This is a genomic window from Jezberella sp., assembly GCF_964834465.1.
This window is the reverse complement of the sequence record NZ_CBAZRM010000006.1, coordinates 54372-66735: the sequence shown is the minus strand read 5'-3', so window position 1 is coordinate 66735 and position 12364 is coordinate 54372. Positions and strand designations below refer to the sequence as shown.

10 protein-coding genes are annotated in these 12364 nt (G+C 54.0%); 5 read left to right on the top strand and 5 right to left on the bottom strand.

Annotated features, from left to right (window positions below; translation table 11 throughout):
- The first annotated feature begins 33 nt into the window (after positions 1–33).
- Together tsaB and AC1W8Y_RS06010 are read left to right on the top strand one after the other, a co-directional pair.
- On the top strand, positions 34–1284 hold the full coding sequence (gene tsaB, locus AC1W8Y_RS06015) for a tRNA (adenosine(37)-N6)-threonylcarbamoyltransferase complex dimerization subunit type 1 TsaB (protein ID WP_482013571.1): 1251 nt from the start codon (positions 34–36) through the stop codon (positions 1282–1284).
- Entirely contained in the window at positions 1281–2072 is a 792-nt protein-coding gene (locus tag AC1W8Y_RS06010) for a uracil-DNA glycosylase (protein WP_482013570.1), read from the top strand. The genes tsaB and AC1W8Y_RS06010 overlap by 4 nt, the downstream gene beginning before the upstream one ends.
- 43 nt (positions 2073–2115) lie before the next feature.
- Here the strand turns inward: AC1W8Y_RS06010 and lplT are convergent, their stop codons facing one another.
- The gene (gene lplT / locus AC1W8Y_RS06005; protein ID WP_482013569.1) at positions 2116–3417 is read right to left on the bottom strand and encodes a lysophospholipid transporter LplT; all 1302 of its coding nucleotides are present in this window, start codon (positions 3415–3417) and stop codon (positions 2116–2118) included.
- 156 nt (positions 3418–3573) lie between these two features.
- Between lplT and smc the strand changes: the two genes are divergently transcribed.
- The 3 genes from smc to ligA are packed head-to-tail and all read left to right on the top strand — an operon-like array spanning position 3574 to position 10232.
- A complete protein-coding gene (gene smc, locus AC1W8Y_RS06000; RefSeq protein WP_482013568.1) occupies positions 3574–7104 on the top strand; it encodes a chromosome segregation protein SMC in 3531 nt (1176 codons plus the stop codon).
- Positions 7105–7119: 15 nt separating this feature from the next.
- Positions 7120–8181: a cell division protein ZipA C-terminal FtsZ-binding domain-containing protein gene (locus AC1W8Y_RS05995; protein WP_482013567.1), complete on the top strand. Its 1062-nt coding sequence runs from the start codon at positions 7120–7122 to the stop codon at positions 8179–8181.
- A gap of 17 nt (positions 8182–8198) precedes the next feature.
- Entirely contained in the window at positions 8199–10232 is a 2034-nt protein-coding gene (ligA, locus tag AC1W8Y_RS05990) for an NAD-dependent DNA ligase LigA (RefSeq protein WP_482013566.1), read from the top strand.
- 62 nt (positions 10233–10294) lie between these two features.
- On the opposite strand, the gene AC1W8Y_RS05985 is transcribed toward ligA, so the two are convergent.
- Genes AC1W8Y_RS05985 through msrB form a run of 4 tightly spaced genes read right to left on the bottom strand, consistent with a single transcriptional unit; the run spans position 10295 to position 12323 of the window.
- Positions 10295–11071 carry a peptidylprolyl isomerase gene (locus AC1W8Y_RS05985; RefSeq protein ID WP_482013565.1) on the bottom strand — a complete coding sequence of 259 codons (777 nt, stop codon included), beginning with the start codon at positions 11069–11071 and terminating at the stop codon, positions 10295–10297.
- On the bottom strand, positions 11068–11346 hold the full coding sequence (locus AC1W8Y_RS05980; protein WP_482013564.1) for a BolA family protein: 279 nt from the start codon (positions 11344–11346) through the stop codon (positions 11068–11070). Before AC1W8Y_RS05980 ends, AC1W8Y_RS05985 begins: the two co-directional genes overlap by 4 nt.
- Positions 11343–11906: a septation protein A gene (locus tag AC1W8Y_RS05975; RefSeq protein ID WP_482013563.1), complete on the bottom strand. Its 564-nt coding sequence runs from the start codon at positions 11904–11906 to the stop codon at positions 11343–11345. The genes AC1W8Y_RS05980 and AC1W8Y_RS05975 overlap by 4 nt, the downstream gene beginning before the upstream one ends.
- A gap of 12 nt (positions 11907–11918) precedes the next feature.
- The gene (gene msrB / locus AC1W8Y_RS05970) at positions 11919–12323 is read right to left on the bottom strand and encodes a peptide-methionine (R)-S-oxide reductase MsrB (RefSeq protein WP_482013562.1); all 405 of its coding nucleotides are present in this window, start codon (positions 12321–12323) and stop codon (positions 11919–11921) included.
- Positions 12324–12364 lie beyond the last annotated feature (41 nt).

Below are 12364 nucleotides of genomic sequence, written 5' to 3'. Positions count from 1 at the left end.
AAAGTTACAAAATTCTTTCACTACAATAGACAGATGACCGTTTTACTTGCGTTAGAAACCTCCACTCAGTCCTGCAGTGTCGCCTTGCTGGTTGAGCGAGCGTCGACGGTTGTCCGTGATCAGCGCAGCCTCACCGCCAGCGCTGGCCATGCGCAACATCTGCTCCCTTTGGTCGATGAACTGTTGCTCGCACATGCGATCAAAAAGACCGATTTGACGGCGATCGCCTTTGATCAAGGCCCAGGTGCGTTTACAGGTTTAAGGTTGGCGTGCGGGGTCGCCCAAGGGCTTGGCATGGCACTGGATGTCCCGCTGATCCCTGTCGGGGCACTCACTGCTATTGCCGCTGCCATGGGCACCACGTCAGGTCATGTGATTGTGAGCGCGCTCGATGCACGGATGGACGAGATGTATGTGGCAGCTTACTTCACGGGGGCCGACGGCAAGCTCATTACCCTTCAACCGCCCGTGTTAGTGCCGGCGGCAGATGCATGCTTACTCATTGAAACCAGGCGAGACTTGTGGCTGCGCAACGCTGCCCTGCAGGGGCTCAGCGTTAATTCTGCGATTCAACTGACCGGAGAAGGCTGGAAATTGGCTGACGCCACCGCCCGTGAGTCGCTAAGAGCACTTGGATGCGTGCTGGTCAATGAGACTGAATTGCCACACGCGCAGTGGGTGGCTCAACTTGCACGCGACTATCTGGCCTTGGGTCAGGTCATTGCGCCAGAGCACGCTGCGCCGCTTTACTTACGCGATAAAGTCGCTTTTACGACGCTTGAGCGAGCGCTTGGTGATGGCGGAAACCCACGAGCCTCGATGCGTTCGGATATTTCGTTGCTGCCCATGACCTCAGCAGATTTGGCGGATGTGCTGGATATTGAACGTGCCGTGCAGTCGTTTCCTTGGACAGAAAGAAATTTTCAGGATGCACTGGCCTCTGGGTATGAGGCGTGGGTCGTTCGCGACAAAAAAAAGGCGCTCGGGTTTTGTGTTGCAATGGCAGCACCGGATGTCACGCATATTCTGGTCGTGGCCGTGGCCAAAGACGTTCAGCGCCAAGGGATTGCAACGATGCTGCTTGAGCAGGTCAGTCGTGACGCAAGAGCTAGAAGCGCTGATGGGCTTTTGCTTGAAGTGCGTCCGTCCAATACATCAGCCCTTAGCTTTTATGCGCGCTACGGCTTTGAACAAATCGGGACACGACGCGATTATTATCCCGCCGGCAGAGGCGGCCGCGAAGACGCGCTGGTGCTGCAGAAGGTATTTCTCGGGGTTCAATGATGTCAACTGATCTGAACGCTAGGACGAGGTCGACGGTTTCTGCGCTGCAGATGGCCTGGCTGCGTGAGCTTGGGATTGAGAAGCCGTGGCTGCCAGCGCTTGCCCCGGTGCTTTCTGCCACGCCCTCAACTGAAGCTGCTTTTGCGCTGCCTGCTGCGTCGTCGTCTGAGGGTTCACCTGGCGTTTCTGCTGAGGCGTTGCCCGCTCGGGCACACCTCCTTGCCCCTCGGGTGGCAGAATTGGACACCCTGGAGGCACTCGCTGCAGCGGTTGCGCAATGCGTTGCCTGCAGTCTTTGTCATGAGCGAGAGCATGTGGTGGTGGGTGAAGGGTCGCCCCAGCCCGAGGTGATGATTATCGGTGAAGCACCCGGCGATCAAGAAGATCGCCAGGGAAAACCATTTGTGGGTAAGTCTGGAAAATTACTTGACAATATGTTGCATGCCATCGGACGCGACCGTGGTGAAAAAGTCTACATGACAAATGCGATTAAATGTCGGCCACCGGGCAACCGAAATCCGAAACCCAAAGAGGTAGCCGCCTGTCGTCCTTTTCTCGAGCGGCAGATCGAGTTGTTGCGCCCCAAACAGATCCTGTTGCTTGGGCAGAGTGCCGTGAGTGCAGTGCTGGGGGATGAGCAATCGCTGCGTACCTCACGCGGCAAACCGGTCGACTATGCACCTAAGGGCCAGTCAATACCCGTGGTGGTGGCGTATCACCCCGCGTATTTACTGCGTCGTCCTGAAGAAAAAGCAGTCGCATGGCGGGATTTACAACCGTTGAGTTAGCGCTTGACATCGCATTGACATAACGCAGGCGAAATCCGAGGCGCTATAGCGCTGTACCGTGACCTTCTTGACCGATCTGTTTGCAGAGTTCGGGGTCACGGCGCAAGTTGCGATGGCTCCAGCGGATCAGCACGATCATCAGCGCGGCAACGATGGAGGCGAACAGGGTGATGATGGTATTGATGGGTAATTTCAGATACAACAGAAACGTGTAGATCGCTACCATCAACAGAATGTTGATCTGCTCATTAAAGTTTTGTACGGCAATTGAATGGCCAGCCGACAATAAGACGTGACCCCGATGCTGCAGCAGTGCATTCATCGGCACCACAAAGAAACCCGAGGTTGCCCCAATCGCAAATAACAGAATATAGGCAGACCAGGCCGTGTTAATCCACGGCATAAGCATGACAAGAAACCCCATGACGACCCCGATGGGCAGCACACGAAGCGATTTGTTGAGCGGCACCTTGCCAGCTGCCACGGCACCGACAGCTGTCCCCAGTGCCGTGATCCCCATAAGAATGGAGGTTTGATCTAACCGGTAACCCATATGCTGTTTGCCCCATTCAATCACGATCAATTGAAGCGTGGCGCCAGCCCCCCAAAATAGCGTTGTCACAGCTAGCGAGATCTGACCGAGCTTATCGCGCCACAAGATCATGACGTATCCGCCAAAGGCTTTGACCAGCTTGAGCGGATTTTTTTGCTGGATCGGGTAACAAATACGAGTATTGGGGATGGCGAGGTTGATAATGGCCGCCGCCGAGTAAATGAAGGCAATCATTAAAATGGCGGCTTCTGCGGGTGTCGTGACCAGTTTTGACAGTAGGGCATGGTGCAAAAATAATTCTGAGACCGTGGGCGAAATCAGAACGCCGCCGATCACGGTGCCAAGGATGATGGACAGCACCGTCATGCCCTCGATCCAGCTGTTTCCCTTGACGAGGTCCATGGGGGCCAGCATCTCAGTCACGATACCGTATTTTGCAGGCGAGTAACCAGCCGCGCCAATGCCAACCAGAGCATAAGCGACACAAACGAAGGTCACCTGCCCGGATGCCGACAGGTTGAACAGGGCATAGCAGAACATCATCAGACATCCCACGACTTTCAGGCCATTGGTTGCAAACATGACCTGACCTTTCGGATAGGAGTCTGACAACGCACCGACGAAAGCTGCCAAGGTCACGTACGACATGGCAAAAAACCACTTGATGACGGGTGCCATCCAGTCAGGACCATGCAACTGCTGGATGAGCGCGATTGCTGCGATGAACAGTGCATTGTCTGCAATGGAGGATAGTGCTTGTGCCGCAACAACTAAGTAAAAGCCACGATTCACGGATTCGTGATCCTCAAAATATGTTTTTTAGCCAACTTTCGGACGTTGGGCAGAGTATAGCTGTGACGGCCGAATTGCAGTGAGATACCCGTTTAGTGGTCGGTTTTGTCTGGCCTGCGTTATCATTGAGAGGTTACGTATATTTAACCGGCTATCGTGCGTCTGTCCCAAATCAAACTTGCGGGTTTTAAGTCATTTGTTGACCCGACCGTTATTCCCACACCAGGCCAGTTGGTGGGGGTGGTCGGTCCTAACGGTTGCGGTAAATCGAACATCATTGATGCCGTTCGCTGGGTGATGGGCGAGACCCGTGCGTCCGAATTGCGGGGCGAGTCGATGCAAGACGTCATTTTCAGCGGATCCAGTCAGCGCAAAGCGTCTGCTCGGGCGTCTGTTGAGCTGGTTTTCGACAACGCGGATGGACGAGCGGCTGGTCAGTGGGCAACGTATGCCGAAATCGCGGTTCGCCGCGTGTTAACCCGTGATGGCACCAGTAGCTATTTTGTTAATAATCAGCAAGTTCGGCGTCGAGACATCCACGATATCTTTTTGGGGACAGGGCTCGGCTCAAAAGGCTATGCCATTATTGGGCAAGGCATGATCAACCGGTTGATCGAAGCCAAGCCAGAAGAACTCAGGGTCTATCTCGAGGAAGCGGCAGGCGTTTCGAGATACAAAGAACGCCGCCGAGAGACAGAAAACCGGCTCTCCGACACCCGTGAAAATCTGACTCGTCTGGATGACATCCTGCGAGAGCTCAATGCCCAGCTCGCCAAGCTTGAAACCCAAGCTGAGGTCGCGCGTGAATACCGGGCCTTGCAGACCGATGGTGAGGCCAAACAAAACGCCCTCTGGTATCTCAAAGAGCTCACTGCTCACGAAGAGCGCGCCAAAGTCGCTGCTGAAATCGAGCAAGCGCAAAATCAGCTTGAAGAAGTCATGGCTGGTTTGCGTGCGCAAGAGGCCGCTTTAGAGTCTCGGCGTCAGGCCCATTACCAGGCAAGCGATGCAGTGCATGCCGCCCAGGGTCGGCTCTACGAGGCCAATGCCGCAGTCAGCAGCCTTGAAGCCGAGATTCGGCATGTGGTCGAATCGCGCAATCGCCTGCAGACGCGCCGAACACAGTTGCAAGAACAAATGGCCGAGTGGCAGTCGCAGCAAGAGCACTGCCAGACGCAGATCCTCGAGAGCGAAGAGGATTTGGCGACCAGTCAGGCCAGACTCGATGAAGCTCGCCTGTCTGCTGAAACCGCCCAAGCGGGATTGCCTGAAATCGAAGCACGTGTTCGTCAGGCTGCGTCGGTCAGAGAAGAGATGCGTGTTGGATTGTCTCGGGTTGAGCAAGGCTTAGCCTTGGTGGCCCAAAGTCAACGCGACACCGACCGCCAGCTCGAGGCGCTTGAACTGAGACGTGAACGACTTAAGCTTGAACTCTCGGGCGTGAAGTCTCCCGATTCGACCGAGCTTGAGCAGCTAGATGGCGACAAGTTAGTGGCGCAAGAACTGCTCGAAGAGGCGACCGGCCGCTTGGCTGAGCTCGAAGGCCAACTGCCAGAAGCTGAAACGCGTCGCAGTGAGGCGAGGATCAAAGCCATGGCCGATGCTGAGGCACTTGCTCGCCTGGAGGCTCGCTTATCCGCGTTGACCAGCCTGCAAGAAGATGTTCAAAAGAAGGGGGCGCTTGAGCCCTGGTTAGAAAAACATGAGTTAAAAGGGCTCGCCAGGTTGTGGCAGAAGTTGCATATTGAGGCGGGTTGGGAAACGGCGCTCGAGGCGGTGTTACATGAGCGTATGACCAGTCTTGAGGTGCGTAATCTCGACTGGACACGTGCGTTTGCTCAAGATAATCCACCCGCCCGTGTCGCTTTCTATCAGTTGCCGGTGCCAACAGCGACCCCTGCGGGTGTTGCTGGCTTGACGCCGCTGACGTCTTTACTCAGGATCAGCGATCCCGAACTGCGCACCTTGCTCAACGGTTGGCTCGGGCAGGTCTTTGTGGCCACCGATTTTGCCCAGGCGCTTGCCAAGCGCGCAAGCCTGCCAATGGGTACCTCGCTGGTTCTGCAGTCTGGTCATGTGATCGATGCGCACAGCGTGCGCTTTTATGCGCCTGACTCTGAGCAGTCTGGCTTGCTGGCACGGCAGCAAGAGATAGAGAATCTGCAACGTGAAATCAAAGCGAATCAGTTAATTGCCGATCAGGCTCGAACCGCGGTTTCTCAAGCAGAGGCAGCGTGGCAACAAATTACCCATGCCTTGGCACCCGCCCGACAGCGTGTGGGTGAACTCACCAACCGACTGTACGATCTGCAACTGAGCTTCACCCGAGTGCAACAGCAGGTCGAACAGACCAGGGCGCAGTCTGGGCGCTTAGAGCAAGATATCGCTGAGGTCAAGATTCAGCAAGAAGACTTGCTCGCGACGCAGGAAGAGGCCAATATCAAGTTTGAAGAGCTTGATGCTGAGCTTGCTGTCAAACAGCAAGCTTACGCCGACGCTGAAATGGCTGGCGAGGCGCTGGCCGCAGAGGCAGATGCCGCTAGAGCTCTGCTTCGTGATCAAGAGCGTGGCGCACAAGAGGCAGAGTTTCACGAAAGAGGGGTTCGTTCTCGGATCGCCGAGTTGCAAAGAAACTTGCAACTGGCGAGGGATCAATTAACCAGAGCGCAACAAGAGTTGGTCGGTCTCGAAGCAGAATTGCAAACGCTCGATGCCGCTGCGGCACAGGCGGGCTTGCAAGACGCGCTAGAGTCTCGGGTGGTGTGCGAAGAGGCCTTAGGTTTGGCTCGTATTGAGATGGATAGTCTCAGTGCACAGTTGCGTCAGGCTGACGAAGAGAGAATGACGCTCGAGCGTGCGATTGAGCCCAAACGTGAACGGATTGTGAGTTTGCAATTGCAAGAGCAAGCCTCGCGCTTGGCGGCCGAGCAGTTTGCCGAGCAACTCGACGCGCGTGAGGTTGACCGCGAAAAAGTCAAGGCTGACTTGAATGGTCAGCCTGAGCAATGGTCGCGTACCGGCTGGTTGCAAACTGAGGTACAGAGAATTACGCGTCAAATTGAGGCCTTGGGTGCTGTTAACTTAGCGGCTCTTGACGAATTGACGACATCGCGTGAGCGAAAAGGATTTCTGGATTCTCAAGTGGCAGACTTGAACGCGGCTATCGAAACGCTCGAAGATGCGATCCGTAAAATCGATCGTGAAACTAGAGAACTGTTGCAGACGACGTTTGATCAGGTCAATGGTCATTTCGGTGACCTATTCCCCAAATTATTTGGGGGCGGCGAAGCGCGCCTGATCATGACGGGTGATGAGATTCTGGACGCGGGCTTGCAGGTGATGGCGCAACCACCTGGCAAGCGAAACACCAGTATCCATCTGTTGTCTGGCGGAGAAAAAGCGCTCACGGCGACAGCCTTGGTGTTTGCTCTCTTCAAGCTGAACCCAGCACCGTTTTGCTTGCTAGATGAGGTCGACGCGCCGTTGGATGATGCAAACACTGAGCGTTATGCAAATCTGGTGGGTAGCATGAGCGATCAAACTCAGTTTTTGTTTATTTCGCATAACAAGATTGCGATGCAAATGGCGAAACAATTGGTTGGTGTCACGATGCAAGAGCAGGGCGTATCGCGTATCGTGGCTGTAGATATCGAATCGGCGCTTCAGTTTGCAGCTGAAGCAGCGTGAGGACTGAGCTTATATATGCCTGAGTTGCAAATTGCCCTACTCGCCATTGGTGGCGTTGTCATCGTTATGTTGTTGGGCTTTAACTGGTGGCAAGATCGTCGTGTGCGTCGACGGATGCAGGCGACGTTGCCGTCTGTTGAAAAAGACCCTCTGTTCAATGACGTCGAGGATGGTTTAGCCATTCGACGCGACCCGATCTGGGGTGGTTTGGACGACGCTCCCGGCCTGTCAGCGACGGGTCAAAGCTCACTGTCAGACCCGAATTTGTTGCAAGAGAGCGACGAACCTGATCCAACGATTGAAATCGTCATTGAGGTGACTTTTCAATCCCCCATCAGCGCTCAGGATTTGGCTGAAATTGCTCAACCCCTTCGTAGCGCAGGTCGTAAGCCAGTTCGCGTTTTTGCCCAAACCACCGAGGGTCATTTGTCGCGAAAAATCGATCCAGACTGTGCCTACATCTCAATGCAGGTGGCAGTGTTACTGGCCAATCGAAGCGGTGCATTGACAGCCATCGAATGGTCGCAAATATGGAATCGACTCCAATCCCTGGCGGATCAAATGGAAGCGACGATTGAAGGCCCCGAACAGCAAGCCGTTCTGGAAGCGGCTTTGCGCCTCGACAGCGCCTGCGCTGCGCTGGATCGGCAAGTTGTCCTTACCCTGCGCACAAGGTCTACTCGATCCGTTGCCGATGTGGTGAGCGCAGCGAAAAGCATGGGGTTCCTGTCTGAAAAAGGGGTGTTGGCCTGGCGTGGTGATCACGGGATGGTTTGCTTCACCCTTTTTCGTGCTGATGCTGAATCGTTTGATGCTGGCATGGCAGGTGTCGATAGTTTGACGTTGCTGCTGGATGTGCCTTGCACCCCGGCAGATACCCACGCCTTCGGACGAATGGTGGAAGTGGGCCTTGAGTTGTCGCGCCGTCTTGGCGCTGAACTGGTCGATGATGTGGGACGCGAGGTCGTGCAGGGATCGGATGCGGCGATCGATGAGCAGCTTCAAGTCTTGTTCGCTCAATTGGCGAACGCGGGGTTTGCGGCCGGCAGCCCGCGGGCGCTGCGTGTTTTTGCGTAAACCTGCAGCGCTGAATCATGCTTGATCTGATTGCAGCCAGTGAGCGAGTGGCCACACTGCGCGCTGAAATAGATCAACACAATCATCGGTATTACATCAACGATGCGCCCGCCATCTCTGATGTTGAGTACGACGCACTCATGCGCGAATTGGTCGAGCTTGAAAAATGTCATCCCCAATTAATCACGTCAGCCTCACCCACCCAACGGGTTGGTTCAGCCCCTCTGACCGCCTTTGGCTCGGTGACGCACCAAGTTCCCATGCTGTCCTTGGGCAATGCGTTCGAAGACGACGAGTTGAGGGCTTTTGATAAGCGTGTTGGCGACGCGTTGCGGGCTGCTGGTCAACTCGCTGCTGATGAACCTGTCCAATACTTTTGTGAACTAAAGCTCGATGGTTTGGCGATCAGCATTCGCTACGAAAATGGCCTTCTCGTGCAAGCAGCAACCCGTGGTGATGGGCAGACGGGTGAGGATGTTACGAGCAACATTAAAACCATCAAGTCGGTTCCGCTCAAGCTTCGCGATGATCATGGTCCTGTCCCAGCTGTGCTTGAGGTGAGGGGTGAGGTTTTCATGAATGGCGCGGATTTTGCCTCGCTCAACGACATGCAGCGTGGCAGAGGCGAGAAGGTATTTGTCAATCCTCGCAACGCCGCGGCAGGGAGCTTGCGCCAACTTGATCCTCGAATCACCGCGCAACGACCGTTGCGATTTTTTGCCTATGCTTGGGGCGAGGTGTCCCGAGAAATGCCTCGCTTGCACAGCGACATGCTCGATTGGTTTTCTTCACTCGGTTTGCCGGTGAACCACACTGAGCATTTGCTCGCGCGTGGGGCGGACGAGTTGCTGACCTATTATGCGCAGGTAGGCGACAAGCGTTCTACGCTCGCCTACGATATTGACGGCGTTGTATACAAAGTCAACGAACTGTCTGCCCAACGCATCCTTGGCTTCGTTGCTCGCGCACCGCGGTTCGCCATTGCGCATAAGTTCCCCGCGCAAGAGGCCACCACTTCCCTGATGGGGATTGATGTTCAGGTCGGTCGAACAGGGGCCATCACCCCAGTTGCCAGGTTGGCGCCTGTTTTCGTCGGTGGCGTCACCGTCACCAACGCCACCTTACATAACGAAGACGAAATCCATCGTAAAGATCTCAGAATTGGTGATCGCGTGGTGGTGAGACGGGCGGGTGATGTGATCCCCGAGGTGGTTGCCCCTATCCTTGAGCAACGTCCAATCGACGCCGTGCGCTTTGTGATGCCTAGCGCGTGCCCCGTTTGTGGTTCAACCATCGAACGCGTCGAGGATGAGACCATTGCCCGATGTACCGGTGGCTTATTCTGCGCGGCTCAGCGCAAGCAAAGCCTCGTACACGCAGTGGGTCGCAAGGCACTGGATATCGAAGGTTTGGGCGAAAAGTTGATCGACCAGTTGGTCGATAGCGACCGGCTGCATTCCATTGCTGATATCTTCACTCTAACGGCGCAGGAACTTGCCGCCTATGATCGGATGGGTGAAAAATCGGCACAAAATGTGGTTGACGCCATTCAATTGGCACGCAGGCCAAACCTCGGGCGCTTGATTTTCGCCTTGGGTATCCGACACGTTGGCGAGACGACCGCACGCGATTTAGCCGTTCATTTTGGGTCGCTACCCGCCCTGGTCGACGCTGATCTCGACGCGCTTCAGGCCGCACCCGATGTCGGGCCAGTGGTAGCGGGATCTATCAAGCGATTTTTCAGCGAAACTCATAACGTGGATGTGCTCACTGCGTTAGCGCAACAGGGTGTGATCCCAGCGCCAGAACCTGTGGCTCAAGCGTCTGCCCTAACCGGTAAAACCTTTGTATTGACGGGCACCTTACCCGTTTGGTCACGCGATGAGGCTGCGGCCAATATTTTGGCGGCTGGAGGCAAAGTGAGCGGGTCGGTTTCTAAAAAAACGAGTTTCGTCGTGGCAGGCACTGAAGCAGGTAGCAAACTGGCAAAGGCTATTGAGCTCGGCGTTACTGTGATCGATGAAGCAGGCTTGCGACGTTTGCTGGGCTAAAAAAAACCACGACTGTGTCGTGGCTTTTTTGACCAACAAGTATCACCAAGCGTGAGCTAAGTTTACTGAACTTTTGCTTTTTGACGCAGTTCTTGTTGATACTTGGCAAGGGTTTGCTGACGAAGCATTTCTTCCATTTGTGGTCTCACTTTCTCAAAGCTGGGTACTTCGACAGGGCGTGTGTCTTCGACCTCAATGACGTGCCAACCGAATTGCGTTTTGACAGGCTTGTCAACCAACGTGCCTTTGGCGGTCGCTTTCACGGCAACGGCGAAAGGCTCAACGTAGTTAGTCGCTGGCGCCCAATCGAGTTCGCCGCCTTTTTCTGCACTGCCAGGGTCTTTCGAGTTCTTTTTTGCCAAATCTTCGAATTTGGCTGATTTGTTTTTCAGTTTCTCGAGGATGTCATTGGCATTTTTCTCTTCTTCGACCAAGATATGGCGAACACGGTATTCCATCACGCCGTCTTCAGCTTTTTTGAGCTTTTCGTATTCGGCTCTTAAATCAGCATCGCTGATCGCGTGCTTCTTGAGATAATCGGCCATCATGGCACGGACCAAAATGCCCTGGCGCGCGAGTTCAAGTTCAGTCACGACGTTAGGGTCTTTTGCAATCCCTTCTTTTTCAGCAGCTTGCACCATCACCTGGCGATTGATCATCTCTTCTTTGACTTGCTTGCGCAGCTCAGGTGAATCCGTTGCGCCCTGGCCTTTGAGCAGTTCAACGAATTGATCCATACTTTTTTGCGTAATGGCTTTGCCATTCACCGTTGCGATATTCTGAGCAAAAACAGGTGAAGCAACCAAAATTGCTGCCGTCAATAAAGCAATACGTTTCATGAAGTTCCTTTGGATGGCGCCCGAGTCTTTAACGCAAGAGCGTGGACTGGGAAGGGGATTAAATCGCGCACGAGATCATACACCAGCCGATGTTGCGCAATCATCGGCAGTTTTTCAAAACAATCGGCCACGATGGTGGCTCGAAAATGGCTAGCACCCCCTTGATTGCCAGCATGACCCGCATGAAGATGGGATTCATCCTCAAGCAGTAGTTCAGTTGCTTTCAAGGTTTCAAGTCTTTCAAGTAAAAGGGTGTAGTGCGGATTTTGACTCATGGCTGGTCTGTGGGTTCGTCAGAGACGGGTTGCATGTGCTTGCCCAGCCAGATGGATTGGCCAATCACAAACACAATCAGAAGCCCCATTAAACCGAAGACCTTGAAGTTGACCCACTGGTCTAAGGTGAAGTGCCCTGAAAACGCGACAAATAAATTAGCGATACCCGCACAAACAAAGAAAATCCCCCAGCTCAGGTTCATTTTTGACCAGGTTTGTGGGGACATCACAATTTTTTCGCCAAGCAACTTTTGCATCAAATTGCGTTTGAGAGCAATCTGACCAATCAGCAGTGAACCACCAAAAATCCAATACAAAACCGTTGGTTTCCATTTAATGAAAGTGTCATCTTGTAACCAAAGGGTCGCGCCACCAAACACCACAATGACCCCCAGATTGATCCAGTGCATACTTTCGATGGGTTTTTTAGTCAGCTTTAGCCAAATGAGTTGGGCAATGCCCGCTGCAATGGCGACGGCTGTCGCAAAGTACATCCCGTTGATTTTGTAGGCGACGAAAAACAGGATCAGCGGGAAGAGGTCGAAGAGGAATTTTTTCATGTCTTACTTGGTTTAATTCTTGCCGTCGATTGGCTCAAAAGTCATCGAAAGCGAGTTGATACAGTATCTAAGCCCAGTAGGGGGCGGACCATCCGGAAACACGTGTCCGAGGTGGCTGTCGCACACGTTGCAAATGACTTCGGTACGAACCATTCCGTGGCTCGTGTCTTTTTCTTCGCGGACGTTTTCAGGATTAATCGGATCAAAATAGCTTGGCCAGCCGCAGCCTGCATCGAATTTGGTATCCGAGGCGAACAGTGCTGTACCACAACCCACGCAGCGATAGATGCCGTGCTCGTTATGATCCCAATACCGGCCTGTGAAGGCACGTTCAGTGCCTTTCTGTCTGGCAACGTAGTACTCTTGGGGGGAGAGTTGCTGCTGCCACTCTGCATCAGTTTTGTTTATTTTTGCCATAGCTCTGCTTTGAGTCGAAAGTTTGGGAAAAGTTCTGTTGC